14 protein-coding genes are annotated in these 15474 nt (G+C 73.3%); 11 read left to right on the forward strand and 3 right to left on the reverse strand.

The genetic code is table 11. The features are described from left to right. The 7 genes from AC13HU_RS14215 to AC13HU_RS14245 all read left to right on the forward strand — a co-directional run. On the forward strand, window positions 1–1356 hold a 1356-nt coding region (locus tag AC13HU_RS14215; RefSeq protein WP_483042203.1), incomplete at its 5' end, for a tetratricopeptide repeat protein. Between the two features lie 316 nt (window positions 1357–1672). After that, window positions 1673–2788 (forward strand): alanine dehydrogenase, encoded by a 1116-nt coding sequence (ald, locus tag AC13HU_RS14220; RefSeq protein ID WP_483042215.1) that lies wholly within the window; start codon window positions 1673–1675, stop codon window positions 2786–2788. A 386-nt stretch (window positions 2789–3174) separates the two neighbouring features. Next, window positions 3175–4137: a ParA family protein gene (locus tag AC13HU_RS14225; protein ID WP_483042204.1), complete on the forward strand. Its 963-nt coding sequence runs from the start codon at window positions 3175–3177 to the stop codon at window positions 4135–4137. Beyond that, window positions 4122–4757 (forward strand): hypothetical protein, encoded by a 636-nt coding sequence (locus tag AC13HU_RS14230; protein WP_483042205.1) that lies wholly within the window; start codon window positions 4122–4124, stop codon window positions 4755–4757. The genes AC13HU_RS14225 and AC13HU_RS14230 overlap by 16 nt, the downstream gene beginning before the upstream one ends. A 260-nt stretch (window positions 4758–5017) precedes the next feature. Further along, window positions 5018–6082 carry a segregation and condensation protein A gene (locus AC13HU_RS14235; RefSeq protein ID WP_483042206.1) on the forward strand — a complete coding sequence of 355 codons (1065 nt, stop codon included), beginning with the start codon at window positions 5018–5020 and terminating at the stop codon, window positions 6080–6082. After that, window positions 6082–6798: an SMC-Scp complex subunit ScpB gene (gene scpB / locus AC13HU_RS14240; protein WP_483042207.1), complete on the forward strand. Its 717-nt coding sequence runs from the start codon at window positions 6082–6084 to the stop codon at window positions 6796–6798. Before AC13HU_RS14235 ends, scpB begins: the two co-directional genes overlap by 1 nt. Next, entirely contained in the window at window positions 6798–7871 is a 1074-nt protein-coding gene (locus AC13HU_RS14245; RefSeq protein ID WP_483042208.1) for a pseudouridine synthase, read from the forward strand. Before scpB ends, AC13HU_RS14245 begins: the two co-directional genes overlap by 1 nt. Before the next feature lie 69 nt (window positions 7872–7940). On the opposite strand, the gene AC13HU_RS14250 is transcribed toward AC13HU_RS14245, so the two are convergent. Beyond that, entirely contained in the window at window positions 7941–8684 is a 744-nt protein-coding gene (locus AC13HU_RS14250; RefSeq protein ID WP_483042209.1) for a nucleotidyltransferase domain-containing protein, read from the reverse strand. A 309-nt stretch (window positions 8685–8993) separates the two neighbouring features. On the opposite strand from AC13HU_RS14250, the gene AC13HU_RS14255 reads away from it, so the two are divergent. The 4 genes from AC13HU_RS14255 (at window position 8994) to der (ending at window position 13138) form a co-directional block, all read left to right on the forward strand. Continuing rightward, window positions 8994–10079 carry a prephenate dehydrogenase gene (locus AC13HU_RS14255; RefSeq protein ID WP_483042210.1) on the forward strand — a complete coding sequence of 362 codons (1086 nt, stop codon included), beginning with the start codon at window positions 8994–8996 and terminating at the stop codon, window positions 10077–10079. Between the two features lie 68 nt (window positions 10080–10147). Beyond that, window positions 10148–10888, forward strand: coding sequence for a (d)CMP kinase (gene cmk / locus AC13HU_RS14260; RefSeq protein WP_483042211.1), 741 nt, complete (start codon window positions 10148–10150; stop codon window positions 10886–10888). Between the two features lie 104 nt (window positions 10889–10992). Next, the gene (locus AC13HU_RS14265) at window positions 10993–11580 is read left to right on the forward strand and encodes a lysophospholipid acyltransferase family protein (protein WP_483042216.1); all 588 of its coding nucleotides are present in this window, start codon (window positions 10993–10995) and stop codon (window positions 11578–11580) included. A 100-nt stretch (window positions 11581–11680) separates the two neighbouring features. Continuing rightward, window positions 11681–13138, forward strand: a complete 1458-nt coding sequence (der, locus tag AC13HU_RS14270; RefSeq protein ID WP_483042212.1) for a ribosome biogenesis GTPase Der — start codon at window positions 11681–11683, stop codon at window positions 13136–13138. Window positions 13139–13322: 184 nt separating this feature from the next. Here der and AC13HU_RS14275 read toward each other — a convergent pair whose 3' ends face one another. Together AC13HU_RS14275 and AC13HU_RS14280 are read right to left on the reverse strand one after the other, a co-directional pair. Then, window positions 13323–13694 (reverse strand): hypothetical protein, encoded by a 372-nt coding sequence (locus AC13HU_RS14275; protein ID WP_483042213.1) that lies wholly within the window; start codon window positions 13692–13694, stop codon window positions 13323–13325. A gap of 218 nt (window positions 13695–13912) precedes the next feature. Further along, window positions 13913–14821, reverse strand: coding sequence for a hypothetical protein (locus AC13HU_RS14280; RefSeq protein ID WP_483042214.1), 909 nt, complete (start codon window positions 14819–14821; stop codon window positions 13913–13915). Between the last annotated feature and the right edge of the window lie 653 nt (window positions 14822–15474).

Raw genomic sequence — 15474 nt, forward strand, 5'->3', positions numbered from 1 at the left:
CTGCTCGCGCTGCCCGCACCCGCTCCCACCGCTCCTGCCACGGGTGACGCCCCGGACGGTGCCGCGGCCCCCGAACAGCCCGCCGCCGTACGTCGCCCCACCGCCCCACCGGAACTGCTGCGCGCCTTCCGGGCGGCCTACGGCACCCTTCCGCCCGCCGTCGCCCGCCTCCTGCGCAGCCTCGTGCTCGCCCCGGCCGGCAGCATCGACGCCCACGTCGCCTCCGCGCTGGCCGGCTGCGCGGTGGACGCCGCCGACCGCGCCCTCGCCGGCCTCGCCGACTCCGCGCTGCTGGTCCGCGGCCCCGCCGACGGCCTGTACCGGGTGCCGGGCTGCCTCGAACCGCTGCTGCGCGCGCTGCTGGCCGGCACCGACCGCCCGCAGGACATCACGCTGGCCCGGGCCCGGATGCTGGAGCGGACCGTACGGCTGCTGGAGTCGTGCCGGGTTGCGCTGGCCCGCGAGGGCGGCGCGGACGCGCTGCCGGGCACCGTACGGTTCGCCTCGCCCTCGGCCGCGGTCGACTGGCTGCTGGCCCGCCGTCCGGCGCTGATGGCCGCGGCCCGCGCCGCCGTTGCCGACGGCGAACTCGACACGCTCGCCCGCCGGCTGATCGCCGCGCTGGTCCGCGCCCTGCTCGCGCTGCCCGGCGGGCCCGGCCCCGGACCCCTCCGCACCTCGGCCCGCGCCGACCGCTACGAACTGCACACCCTGGCCCTCGCCGTCGCCGAGCGCCGCCACCTGCCGCGCGAGAAGGCCGCCGCGCTGATCAACCTGGCCGACCTGGACGCGGAGGCGGGCCGCACCGATCACGCCGTCGCCGCGTACCGCAAGGCGCTCGAAGCCGCCCGAGCCGCCGACGACACCGGGGCCGAGGGCCGCGTGCTGGAGGCCATCGGCGGTTGCTACCTCGAACTCGGTGACCTGTCGCGGGCCGGCGACTGGTTCGGCCGCGCGCTCGCGCTGCGCCGGGGCCGCGACGAACTCGTCGACCAGGCGCGGCTGCACGCCCGGATCGGCGCCGTCCTGACCTATCTCGGCAACCACGGCCAGGCGCTGCGGGAGTGGCGCGCGGCGGCCGGGGCGCACCGCAGGGTTGGCGACCTGGCCTCGCAGGCACGGGCGCTGGCCGAGGCGGCCCGGGTCCAGGAGTACGCGGGCCTGCCCGAGGACGCCCTGCGCACCTGCCGGGACGCGCTGTACTACGCCCGCCAGGTCGGCGAGCGCCGGCTGGAGGCCGCGGTGCTGCTGCGGCTGGCCGACGCGCTGCAGCACCTCGGCGACACCGGGGGCGCCGACCTCCAACGTGCCGCCGCCCGCCGCCTGCTCCGCGCCGGCGAGCTCCCGGCGTTCTGACCGGGACGCCGACCCGGGCTTGCGGCCAGGAGTTCCGGCCCGGGTTTCCGGCTCGGGGGTTCCGGCCCCGGGCTCTGACCCTGGTACTGACCGGCAGTTCTCGTTCTCAGGCGCCGCGAGCCTACGAAACTGCCAATGGTCTCCGCCAAACCCACCACTTTGTAAGGCTGGACACCGGCTCTTCCTTCACTAGACTGAGTTTCGCCGCGCACATGCCGGGCACATCCGGTGTGTCGCGCGATGCTGCACCATGTCCGTACACCGGATATATGGACGCACCCTCCCGAACCTCCTGAGTGCAAGGACCGTGATCGACGTGAAGGTGGGCATCCCCCGCGAGGTCAAGAACAACGAGTTCCGCGTGGCCATCACCCCGGCCGGTGTGCACGAACTGGTCCGGCACGGCCATGAGGTTGTCGTCGAGCAGGGTGCCGGGGGCGGCTCGTCCATCCCCGACGAGGAGTACGCCGCCGCGGGCGCGGCCGTCCTCACCTACGCCGACGAGGTGTGGAGCGCCGCCGACCTGCTGCTGAAGGTCAAGGAGCCGGTCGCCGAGGAATACCACCGGCTGCGCAAGGACCAGGTGCTCTTCACCTACCTGCACCTGGCCGCCTCCCGCGCCTGCACCGACGCGCTGCTGGAGTCCGGCACCACCGCGATCGCCTACGAGACGGTCGAGACTCCCGGCCGCCGGCTGCCGCTGCTCGCCCCGATGTCCGAGGTCGCCGGGCGGCTCGCCCCGCAGGTCGGCGCCTACCACCTGATGCGCTCGGCCGGCGGCCGCGGTGTGCTGCCCGGCGGAGTGCCCGGGGTGAAGTCCGGCCGTGCCGTGGTGATCGGCGCGGGCGTCTCCGGCTGGCACGCCACCACCATCGCGCTCGGTCTCGGCTTCCACGTCACCCTGCTCGACAAGGATGTCGACAAACTGCGCGAGGCCGACAAGGTGTTCGGCAACCGCGTGCAGACCGTCACCTCCAACGCCCTCGCGCTGGAGCAGGCCGTCCTCGACGCCGACCTCGTCATCGGCGCGGTGCTGGTGCCCGGCGCCAAGGCGCCCAAGCTGGTCACCAACGACCTGGTCTCTCGGATGAAGCAGGGATCAGTACTTGTCGACATCGCGATCGACCAGGGCGGCTGCTTCGAGGACTCGCGTCCCACCACGCACGCCGAACCGACCTTCACCGTCCACGACTCGGTCTTCTACTGCGTGGCCAACATGCCCGGCGCGGTGCCCAACACCTCGACCTACGCACTCACCAACGTGACGCTGCCGTACATCGTCGAACTCGCCGACCGCGGCTGGCGCGAAGCACTGCGGCGTGACGCGGCGCTCGCCCTCGGCCTCAACACCCATGAGGGACAGGTCGTTTACGGCCCCGTCGCCGAGGCGCACGGCCTCGACAGCACTGACCTGCACACCCTGCTGGGCTGAGCGCCGGCACCCCGAAAAAACGTCACTCATCGGCACCTTGCGCCAACTGCGCCTGCACGGCGGGGTCTTGTCCATCGAGACCCCGCCGTTCGCGTGGTTACGCCCTTGACAGCGGGATGTTCGGTTCCCGACACATCATGCCGTGTCCGGCGGATTGTGTTGCTGCGGACCACCGACACGCCATAGAGTCGCGAAACGTCGGCTGTAGTCACGCTGACCTATCTAGATGTTTCCTGGTCACCAAGGAGGTAAGACGACTTGTGAATGAGTCGACATTTGCTCCCGGGGGTGGCCAACCAGGAACGACCGTCGGTTCCGTTGCGGTCCGTACCTTCGAGTCCCGCCGGCCCGAGACGACGACCACGGAGACAAACCCCGGTTACGCCATGGCTCCTTACGACGACCACGACCTCCAAGACGGTCAGTTCTACGACCCGGACGCCGAATACGAGCCGGACCCGGAGTACGCCGCCACGCTCGCGCCCGACGCCGCCCGTCAGCGCCGCGAACGCGTCGGCCCCACCGGCCGCCCGCTGCCGTACTTCCCGATCCCGAACCCGCTCACCGACCACGGCCCGGCGAAGATCGTCGCGATGTGCAACCAGAAGGGCGGGGTCGGCAAGACCACCTCGACCATCAACCTGGGTGCCGCGCTCGCCGAGTACGGCCGCCGCGTGCTGCTCGTCGACTTCGACCCGCAGGGCGCCCTGTCGGTCGGCCTCGGGGTCAACCCGATGGAACTCGACATCACCGTCTACAACTTGCTGATGGAACGCGGGCTCGCCGCCGACGAGGTGCTGCTGAAGACCGCGGTGCCCGGCATGGACCTGCTGCCGAGCAACATCGACCTGTCCGCCGCCGAGGTGCAGTTGGTCAGCGAGGTGGCCCGCGAGTCCGCGCTCCAGCGCGCCCTCAAGCCGCTGCTGTCCGACTACGACTACATCGTCATCGACTGCCAGCCCTCGCTCGGCCTGCTCACCGTCAACGCGCTGACCGCGGCGCACTCGGTGATCGTGCCGCTGGAGTGCGAGTTCTTCGCGCTGCGCGGGGTCGCGCTGCTCACCGAGACCATCGAGAAGGTCCGCGAGCGGCTCAACCCCGAACTCGAACTCGACGGCATCCTCGCCACGATGTACGACTCGCGCACCGTGCACAGCCGCGAGGTGCTGGCCCGGGTGGTCGAGGCGTTCGACGACCACGTCTTCCACACCGTCATCGGCCGTACCGTGCGCTTCCCGGAGACCACCGTGGCCGGCGAGCCGATCACCACGTACGCGTCCAACTCCGTCGGTGCCGCCGCCTATCGCCAACTCGCCAGGGAGGTGCTCGCCCGGTGCCACGCCGAGTGAGTCTGCCGGGCGCCGACGAGCTGTTCCGGACCACCGGCGGCGCGGCGCTCCAGGCACCCCCGCCGTCGCACGGCGCCGAGGCGGACGCCGACGCGCGGTCCGGCGGACCGGGCTCGCAGGGCAACGGCGCCGGGCCCAACGTCCCCACGGCGAACGGGTCCGCGCCCGCGCGGAGCGACGAGCACACCGGCCGCGACGGCGCGCACCAGGTCCCGCCCGGCCCGCGCCGGCCCACCATCGGGGAGCGCGGCCCCGAGCGCAACGGCACGGTGCAGGCAGCCACCACGGCCACCCCCGTGGCCACCGCGACGGTCAGCTCGCAGAAGCCCACGCCGCCGCCGATCACCGCGACGCCCCAGCCGCCCGGGCCCGCCCGGCGCAAGGCGCCCCGGCAGAACCGCAGGCCCAGCGGGCGCGAGCGCCACGACGAGAAGATCACGGTCTACGTCTCCGCGGAGGAGCTGATGGACCTGGAGCACGCCCGCCTGGTGCTCCGCGGCGAGCACGGCCTGGCGATCGACCGTGGCCGGATCGTCCGGGAGGCGGTCGCCGTCGTGCTGGCCGATCTCGAATCCCGTGGAGACGCGAGCATTCTGGTCCGCCGTCTGCGCGGCCGTTGACACCTCAGCGGAACCGCCCGGCCCGCCCGGCCAGGTGGCTTGTCGCGCAGTTCTCCCGCTGGCTCCGCCGGGAGGTGCCCCCCGCGCCCCTGATGCGCGCGGCTCCTTCCGGTCCGTCCGGCGAAACGCCGCCGGCCCTGTAGGTGTAGGCAGGGGCGGGGGAACTGCGCGACCGGCCACGGCGGCGCGGTTCCCGGGCACGGGGCGCAACCTGCTACGGCGAGTAGCCTGCTTACACCACGTCGCCGACCAGGACCTCGATGCCCACCTCACCCGCCGCCCGCCGCCGCAGCCTCGGCCGCGGCCCCGCCGCCGAGGCGGAACCGACCGCTGCCCCGGAACAGGCGGCGGAGGAAGCCGAGCCCGTGACGGCGGAGGTGCCCGAGGTCGCGGAGGAAGCCGAACCCGTGGCGGCGGGAGGACCCGGGGGGACGGGTGAGGCCGAACCTGCAACCGCCGGCGACCGTTTCACCGTGCGGCTCTCCAACTTCGAGGGACCGTTCGACCTGCTGCTCCAGCTGATCTCGAAGCACCGGCTCGACGTGACCGAGATCGCACTGTCGAAGGTGACCAACGAGTTCATGGCGCACCTCCACGCGATGGGTGCGGACTGGGACCTCGACCAGACCACGGAGTTCCTGGTGGTCGCGGCCACGCTGCTGGACCTGAAGGCGGCCCGGCTGCTGCCCGCCGCGGAGGTGGAGGACGAGGCGGATCTCGCCCTGCTGGAAGCGCGGGACCTGCTGTTCGCACGGCTGCTCCAGTACCGCGCGTACAAGCAGATCGCGGCGATCTTCGCGGAACGGCTGGAGCAGGAGGCGCTGCGCCACCCCCGTACCGTCGGATTGGAGCCGCAGCACGCGGAGTTGCTGCCGGAGGTGGTGCTGAGCATCGGCCCCGAGCGGTTCGCGCGCCTCGCGGTGAAGGCGATGCAGCCCAAGCCGAAGCCACAGGTGTACGTGGACCACATCCACGCGCCGCTGGTGAGCGTGCGGGAGCAGGCCGAGCATGTGATCGCGATACTGCGCGAGCGGGGCGCGGTGAGCTTCGGCGAGCTGACCGCGGACGCGGCGGACACGCTCACGGTCGTGGCCCGCTTCCTGGCGCTGCTGGAGCTGTACCGGGAGACGGCGGTCGCGTTGGACCAGGAGGAGGCGCTGGGCGCGCTCCAGGTGCGCTGGACGGGCGCGGCCGAGGACGAGCCACCCCTGGTGACCGACGAGTTCGACCAGGAGGCAGCCCCGGCGGGCGGCAGCCGTCCCGCGGGGAGCCGTGCCGCCGACGACACCACCGAGCCCGGTACCGCCGGGAAGGGAGAGCAGTGATGACCGACGTGACCGACCTCACGCGGGCCGCCGCCGACGCCGCTGCTGCCGCCGGCGAACCCGCCCCGGCCGGGCTGCTCGGCGCCGCGACCGCCGAGCTGGAACTGAAACCGGCGCTGGAGGCGGTGCTGATGGTGGTGGACGAGCCCGCGACCGAGGAGCACCTGGCGAAGGTGCTGGACCGGCCGCGGCGGGCGGTCGGCAAGGCGCTGCGCGAGCTGTCCGACGACTACACACGGGAAGGCCGGGGCTTTGACCTGCGGCTGGTCGCGGGCGGCTGGCGGTTCTACACCCGCCCGGCCTTCTCCCCGGCGGTGGAGAGCTTCGTGCTGGACGGCCAGCACGCCCGGCTGACCCAGGCCGCGCTGGAGACGCTGGCCGTGGTGGCGTACCGGCAGCCGGTGAGCCGGTCCCGGGTCTCGGCGGTGCGCGGAGTGAACTGCGACGGCGTGATGCGGACCCTGCTCCAGCGCGGGCTCGTGGAGGAAGGTGGGACGGAACCCGAGACAGGTGCGATCCTGTACAGGACGACGAACTACTTCCTGGAACGTATGGGCCTGCGCAGCCTTGATGAGCTGCCGGAGCTCGCCCCGTTCCTGCCGGAGGCGGAAGCGGTCGAGGCGGAGTCCGCGGAAGGGCTTCCGTCCTTCGACCCGGACGCCCCGGACGATCCACCGACGAACTCGAACTCGATCACCTCGATTACGGAACCTTGATGCGAAGCAGCGACAGGAACAGCGGCGGCAACCGGAAACCCCGCAGCGGCAGCGGTGGCGGCTCCGCCGACCGGCGCGGCGAGGAGCCGGGGCGTCCCCGCAAGCCGCGTCCGGAGGAGCGCCGCTACGACGTCGGCGGCACCGGCCAGTCCGGTGCGAACAAGCCCGGCGGCATGCCCCGCACCAAGGACGCGAGCGGCGCGAAGCCCGGTGCCCGGCCGACCGGCAACCGTGGCCGTAAGCCGGTCCCGGCCCGGCCGCGCGAACTCGACGCCCAGATCGAGCAGCGCAACCGTGAACGGCACAACAAGCCGCAGGTCAAGACGCCCAAGACGTTCCCCGGCGCCGAGCAGGAGGGCGAGCGGCTGCAGAAGGTGCTGGCCAGGGCCGGCATGGGCTCGCGCCGGGCGTGCGAGGAACTGATCGAGCAGCTCCGGGTCGAGGTGAACGGCGAGATCGTCACCGAGCAGGGCATGCGGGTCGACCCGGACCACGACGAGGTGAAGGTCGACGGCCTCACCGTCGCCACGCAGTCGTACCTGTTCTTCGCGCTCAACAAGCCGGCCGGGGTCGTCTCCACGATGGAGGACCCCGACGGGCGGCAGTGCCTCGGCGACTACGTCACCAACCGCGACACCCGGCTCTTCCACGTCGGCCGGCTCGACACCGAGACCGAGGGCCTGATCCTGCTCACCAACCACGGCGAGCTGGCCCACCGGCTGACCCACCCGCGCTACGGCGTGAAGAAGACCTACCTCGCCGCCATCCAGGGCCCGTTGCCCCGGGACCTGGGCAAGCAGCTCAAGAACGGCATCGAGCTGGAAGACGGCTGGGCGCGCGCCGACCACTTCCGGATCGTGCAGAACACCGGCAAGAACTACCTGGTCGAGGTCACCCTCCACGAGGGCCGCAAGCACATCGTGCGCCGCATGCTCGCCGAGGCCGGCTTCCCTGTCGACAAGCTGGTGCGCACCAGCTTCGGACCGATCCCGCTCGGCGACCAGAAGTCCGGCTGGCTGCGCCGCCTCACCAACACCGAGGTCGGCATGCTCATGCGCGAGGTCGACCTGTAAGGGGCGCGATCCAGGCGGCGGCCACTTACCGGTGACCGCCGCCTCGCCATGCAGCCGTGGACGGAACGGCTATGAGGAGCGGGTGACGTCCGGGACCAGCGGCGGCAGGGTGGGGGCGGCCGAGGTGCCGCGGACGCGGATCAGGAAGTCCTCGACGCGGGTGCGGTCCGGCTCGGGCGGCAGGGGGGTGCGGGTGGCGGCGGCGTCGATCTCCTCGTGGAGGGTGCGGGTCCAGGCGCGGATCTCGTCCCAGCCGAGTTCGCCGCGCCTGACCGCCAGGAGGCGGTCGCGGTGCTCGCTCGCGTCGATGCCGAGCCGACCGGTGCGCAGCAGGTCGCGGCAGCTCAGCAGCAGCCGCAGCAGGTGCATCGCGTGCTTCCAGCGGGGCCGGCCATGGGTGCGGAGATCGGCCTCGAGCTTGCCGAGCTGCTGGGCGGCGTACCCGCGGAAGGCAGCTTCGGCGCGGCGGGAGAGGAACGCGTCGCGCAGATCGAGCAGCTCGCGGCCGGTGGCGTCGGTGTGCTCGACGATGGGGGAGTGCAGGCACTCCAGGACGTTCGGGTTGCCGCGCAACGCGAGCACGCAGAAGCGCTCCAGCTCCCAGGAGAACTGCTCGTCCTGCGGCCCCGTGACATGGGTGGGCGGCTTGTCCAGCCGCCAGAACAGCGGGGTCGGCGCCACGAACACCCCGCGCCGGTCCGTGTCGCTGGCGTCCGTGGCCAGTCCGAAGGCGCGTGAGCCCATCACGCACGTGTAGACCGTGTGGTCCCTGACCAGTTCGTGCCCCACGTCGTCCCCCAGCGAATCGCGCATGAGGGCGATTATGGTCATCTGATCGGACCGGGCGCGCGCTTTTCGTGTTCCGTGCGGTGGGCGCATGCGACCTGGGACCTACGAGGCCGACGGGACGCCCGGGAATCCAGGGGTCCCGAGCATGTCCTCCTGCCCCGCCCGCGCTGGTACGGTCCCGGGCGCCGTACGGCGCCGCCCCGTCTCGGCCCGCGGTCGACCCCGCGCCGGCACCTCGCGGCTGGCTACGCTGGACGCGGACCGCCGTACCGTACTCCGGCCCGTACGCCGCACCCCGTACTCCCGCCTCAGCACCCGCAAGGACACCGCTTCGTGAGGACCGCCCTCGTCATCGGAACCGGCCTGATGGGCACGTCGGCCGCGCTCGCCCTCAACGGCCGTGGCGTCGACGTGTACCTGAAGGACCACGACGAATCCGCCGCCCGTACCGCCGAGGCGCTCGGCGCGGGCAGCTCAGGGCAGCCGCCGCGGCCCGTGGACCTGGTGATCGTCGCCGTGCCGCCGGCCCACGTGGCCACCACCCTCGCCGAAGCGATCGGCGACGGCCTGGGCCGCGGCTACCTCGACGTGGCCAGCGTCAAGGGCGGCCCGCGCCGCGAGCTGGACGCTATGGGCTGCGACCTCACCCGCTACATCGGCACCCACCCCATGGCGGGCCGGGAGCGCTCGGGCCCGCTGGCGGCGACCGCCGACCTCTTCGAGGGCCGCCCCTGGGTGCTCACCCCCACCGCGGGCACCGACACCGAGGTGCTCAACCTCGCCCTGGAACTGGTCGCCCTGTGCCGCGCGGTCCCCGTCGTGATGGACGCCGACGCGCACGATCGCGCCGTGGCGCTGGTCTCGCACACCCCGCAGCTCATCTCCAGCATGGTCGCCGCCCGCCTGGAACACGCCGAGGACGCCGCCGTACGCCTGTGCGGGCAGGGCATCCTCGACGTCACCCGCGTCGCCGGCTCGGAGCCGGGCATGTGGATGGACATCCTCGCCGCGAACCCCGGTCCGGTCGCCGACGTGCTCGACGACCTGGCCACCGACCTCGCCGAGACCGTCACCGCGCTGCGCGCCCTGCAGTCCGCCGACGACGACAAGCGGCGCGGCGGCGCGGTCGGCATCGAGGACATCCTGCGCCGCGGCAACGCCGGCCGCGCCAAGGTCCCCGGCAAGCACGGCGCCGCCCCCAAGCCGTACGAGATCGTCGCCGTGCTGATCGGCGACCAGCCCGGCGAGCTGGCCCGGCTCTTCGCGGACGCGGGTGCCGCGGGCGTCAACATCGAGGACGTGCGGATCGAGCACTCCACCGGCCAGCAGGCGGGTCTGGTGAATCTCACGGTCGAGCCGCGCAGCGCCACCGTCCTGTCGGCGGCGCTGCGGGAGCGTGGCTGGGCGCTGCGGCAGTAGTGCCCAGCCCGGCCGCCCGCCCCGCCCGGGTGGCGCTGGGCCACCCGGGGGGCCGGTAACCTTGAGGGATGGCATCCGGCGCCCGCCGGCCCGCCCGTACCCTCATCCGTGCACGAGGAAGGCCACCCGCTGTGTCAAATCCGGTGATCGTCGCGATCGACGGCCCCTCCGGCACGGGCAAGTCCAGCACGTCCAGGGCGGTCGCGGCCCGGCTCGGCCTCAGCTACCTGGACACGGGCGCGCAGTACCGCGCGATCACCTGGTGGATGCTGACCAACGGCGTGGACGTCGACGACCCGCTGGCCATCGCCGACCAGGCGGGCAAGCCGGCGATCGTGGCCGGCACCGACCCGGCCGCCCCCGCGATCACCGTGGACGGCGTGGACGCCTCCGGCCCGATCCGCACCCAGGAGGTCACCGCCGCGGTCAGCGCGGTGAGCGCCGTGCCCGAGGTGCGCACCCGGTTGGTCGAGATACAGCGCGCCGCGGCCGCCGCCGCGCCTGCCGGCATCGTGGTCGAGGGCCGCGACATCGGCACCACCGTGCTGCCCGACGCCACCGTCAAGATCTTCCTCACCGCCTCCGCCGAGGTCCGTGCCGCCCGCCGCAGCGGCGAGCTGAAGGGCGCGCAGTCCGTCGCCGACACCCGGGCCGCCCTGATCCGGCGCGACGCCGCCGACTCCGGCCGTAAGACCTCGCCGCTGGCCAGGGCCGACGACGCCATAGAGGTCGACACCAGCGCGCTCACCCTTGAGCAGGTCGTGGCGCAGGTCGTGGCACTGGTCGGGGAGAAGCGAGCGGCTCGGTGAGTACGCAGCGCGAGACCCTCGCGCCGTCCGCGGCACCGCCGCCCGTGCAGCCGCTGCCGAGCGCGCGCGGTGCCGCCGTGGCCCGCGGCATCGGCATCGGTCTGATGAACGGCCTGTGGCGGCCGCGGGTGCTCGGCGACTGGCGGCTGCCGGCGCACGGCCCGGTCATCCTCGCGGGCAACCACAGCCACAACGTCGACGGGCCGATGCTGATCGGCACCTGCCCGCGGCCGCTGCACTTCCTGGTGAAGAAGGAGGCGTTCGTCGGCCCGCTCGACCTGTTCCTGCGCTCCATCGGCCAGGTCAAGGTCGACCGCTCCGGCGCCGACCGCGGCGCCATCACCTCGGCGCTCGGGGTGCTGGAGCAGGGCGGCGTGCTGGGCATCTTCCCCGAGGGCACCCGCGGTGACGGCGACTTCGCGCAGCTGCGGGCCGGGCTGGCGTACTTCGCGGTGCGCTCGGGCGCCCCGGTCGTCCCGGTCGCCGTCCTCGGCAGCGCCCGCCGTGGCCGGCTGGTCGGCGGGCTGCCGCCGTTGCGTGCCCGTATCGACGTCGTCTACGGCGAGCCCTTCGAGGCGGGCGACGGCAGCGGGCGGCGGACCCGTACCGCACTCGACGAAGCCACCACACGCATCCAGGCGCACCTGACCGCGCACCTCGCCGAGGCCAGGCGGGCCACCGGCCGGGCGTGATCCGCGCCCGCCCGGCCGACCCGGCCCGCGGGCCCGCGCCCCGCCCGGCCGCAACGGGAACGGCGCCCCACGTACTTCTTGCTGATCGACGGAGAGACTCATGGACCAGGGATACGAACACGGCGACGCCGACGCGCTCGGCGACGCCGAATACGCCGAGTTCATGCAGCTCGCCGAGGAGGAGGGCTTCGACCCGGCGGAAGTCGCCGACGACCTCGCCGAGGCCGGCCACGGCCCGCTCCCGGTGCTCGCCGTTGTCGGCCGGCCGAACGTCGGCAAGTCGACACTGGTGAACCGGATCATCGGCCGCCGCGAGGCCGTCGTGGAAGACCGGCCCGGGGTCACCCGCGACCGGGTCAGCTACGAGGCGAACTGGAACGGCCGGCGCTTCAAGCTGGTCGACACCGGCGGCTGGGAACAGGACGTGCTCGGCATCGACGCGTCCGTGGCCGCGCAGGCCGAGTTCGCGATCGAGGCGGCCGACGCGGTGGTCTTCGTGGTCGACGCGACCGTGGGTGCCACCGACACCGACGAGGCGGTCGTGAAGCTGCTGCGCCGTGCCGGTAAGCCCGTGGTGCTGGCCGCCAACAAGGTCGACGGGCCCTCCGGCGAGGCCGACGCGTACACGCTGTGGAACCTCGGCCTCGGCGAGCCCCACCCGATCTCGTCGCTGCACGGCCGCGGCACCGGCGACCTGCTGGACGCCATCATGCAGGCGCTGCCCGAGGCGCCCGCGATGACCTTCGGCGAGGCCCTCGGCGGGCCGCGCCGGGTCGCGCTGATCGGCCGCCCCAACGTCGGCAAGTCGTCGCTGCTGAACAAGGTGGCCGGCAGCGACCGGGTGGTCGTCGACGAGATTGCCGGCACCACCCGTGACCCGGTCGACGAGCTGATCCAGCTGGGCGGCGTGACCTGGAAGTTCATCGACACCGCCGGCATCCGGCGACGGGTGCACCTCACCGAGGGCGCCGACTACTACGCCTCCCTGCGCACCGCTGCCGCCCTGGAGAAGGCCGAGGTCGCGGTGATCCTGGTCGACGCGAGCGAGACGCTCACCGAGCAGGACACCCGGATCATCTCGATGGCCGTCGAGGCCGGCCGGGCCGTCGTCATCGCCTACAACAAATGGGACCTGATGGAGGAGGAGCGCCGCTACTACCTGGAACGCGAGATCGAACGCGACCTCGTCCAGGTGCAGTGGGCGCCCCGGGTCAACGTCTCGGCGCAGACCGGGCGGCACATGGAGAAGCTGGTCCCGGCGATCGAGACCGCACTGGCCGGCTGGGAGACCCGGGTGCCGACCGGGCGGCTCAACGCGTTCCTCGGCGAGCTGGTCTCCGCCCACCCGCACCCGATCCGCGGTGGCAAGCAGCCGCGCATCCTGTTCGGCACCCAGGCCGGCACCCGGCCGCCGCGCTTCGTGCTCTTCGCCTCGGGCTTCCTGGAGGCGGGCTACCGCCGGTTCATCGAGCGCCGGCTGCGCGAGGAGTTCGGCTTCGAGGGCACGCCGATCCAGGTGTCGGTGCGGGTCCGGGAGAAGCGGGGCCGGAAGAAGTAGCGGCGCCGGGACACCGAGGGCCGCGGCGGTACGAGCCGCGGCCCGATGGCCCTGGCGTTCGGACGGGCCCTGGTGTCCCCGGCCGCCCGGACAGCACCGCGCCCGGCGGCTGCCGCGCCCCGTGGCTGCTGTGTTCGGCCGCTGTGCGTGTGCCTGTGCCTGTGCCTGTGGCGGCGTCCGCCCGCTACGGCATCCGGTTGTCGCCGCGGCCCGGGGGCAGCGCCGCCGGGCCCTCGCCGTTGGCGCCGCCGCGCCGCCCGGTCCGGCCGCCGGTTCCGTTCGCGGCACCGCCTTCCCCGCCGCCCGAGCCGTTCACCCCGCCCGTCCCACCGGTGCCGGTCCCGGTTGCACCGCCCGGGTCACCGCGGTGGCGGCCGCCCGGCGCGAAGGGCGGGTACTCCGAGTGCCAGGCCGCGAACCCCTTGAACTGCAGCGATTCCTCACCGCTGCGATCGCCGGGGAGAGTTCGGAACAGCCTGCGGTATTCCGAGTACAGCGCATCGTAGATCGGCGTGTTCGACGCACCGCCTCCGGTCGCGTCCTGCGCGGTGCGCATGGACGGGATGTAGCGCTGGTAAGGGGCTCGGGACGAGGCGTCGAAGCTGTACACGTAACTGCCAACGACCTGGCGCCGGGCGGGATGCGGGCCGGGCGGTTGAATTGCCGATCTTTGACCAGGTCAACAGGGTGTCGGCGGCGGGCGGACGTGCGAAGGGCGCGCACAGAGTGCCGTGCACGCCCCTCGGTCGGCCGATTGCTATGACGATGCGCTGATCAGGTTCCGGACAGCGGCATGCTGGCCGCGACGAGCTGGCCGCGCGAGCAGGCCCGGGCCAGCGCGTCCCGCATCAGGTCCTCGCGCGGCTGCCGGCCGATCGAGCCGGCCGGGCCCGCGTACACGTACACCTCGTTCCCGCGCTGCACCGCGGCCCGCCAGCCGTCGCTGACCTGGAGTGGTTGGTGCGCCTGCCACCAGGCCGCGGCCGGGCCGCCGTTGGTGCCCGGCTGGAGCACGGCGTGCAGCTTGCCCATCGCCAGCAGCACCGACCAGCCCGGCAGCCGCGACGGCGGCGCCTCCAGGTCGAGTTGCGGTACGAAACCCTGCTCGATGAGGAGCGGCAGGAAGTCGTCACCGTCGCCGGTGGAACCGACCCGGGCGACCGGACCGGTCGGTTCGACCACCAGCGCCGGACGGAGCTGGTCCTCCACGATGATCAGGCCGCAGGTGATGCCCAGGACCGCCTGCCGGGGTGCGAGGTTGAGGTCGGGCATGGCGGGGGCGCCGGCCTCCGGGTCCGCGCCCTGGCCCCCGGCCGCGTCGCCGCCGGCCTGCCGGCCGTACGACTCGGCGCGCGGCGGCATCCCGCCCGGGAGGCCCGCGACGGGGTTCTCGTGGTCGGCAGGCGCGCCGCCGGAGATGCTGGCCACCGCGCCCTGCAACTGGGCCTCGGACACCGGCACGACCTGCGAGGGGATGCACGCGGCGTGCGCGAACGCCAGCACGGCGGTCTCGTCGCCCACGAACAGCACGGTGCTGGTCCGTTCCTGCCCGCTGTCACCGGGCGTGCGGCAGGACGTGCAGTCGTACGTGCCCGGCGAGCTCTCGCCGGTGAGGAGCCGCTCGGTCTCCTCGTCGCCGATCTCGGCTCGTACCTCATCACTCACGTCGAGCATGGGCGCCACGGGAGTCTCCTTGGAAGTGCGGTGCTGCGGTCACGAATGCGGGCCGAAGGTTCGGCCGCCGGGCGGGTCCCGGCGCACTGTGACAACGGACGGCCCGCGCGGGGGGTCACGGTTTGTGGGGTACTGGTTGCTTCCCGTATGTGCGCCGTCCGAGTGAGGTACGGGCCCCGGCGGGCCGTGCCACCGCGGTTCCGGGGTGGGGCCATGCCTAGCGTGGCCCGATGATCGAACTGTCGAACTTGTCGGACTCATCTGATTTGTCAGCCCCGCCAGCTCAGCCGGTTCAGTCAACTCAGCCAGCTCTGCCGGACGGGTCGGCCCGGACGACGGCCCGGGCCGCACGAACGCCCCAGGCGCCCCAAGCAGCACGAACACCCCAGAAGTCCCCGACGGCGACATCGGACCGGCCCCGGTCGGAAGAGCGCCGGCCGCCGGAGTCCTGGTCGGAGCAGCCGGCCTGGCCCGCCCCGGAAGTCCCGCCGGGCGGGGCGTGGGGCGCCGCTCGCCGTTCGCGCCACGTCGGCGGCGTCCGCCGTATCGCCCTCGCGCGTATCCGCGGCCCGCGTGCCGCCGCCGCGGTCGCCGTACTCGGCGCGTGTGCCCTGCTCCCGCTGGTGACCCAGCCCGCCGCCGCGGCACCCGCCGCCCATCAG

The sequence above is a fragment of the Streptomyces sp. NH27 genome, from assembly GCF_056859195.1.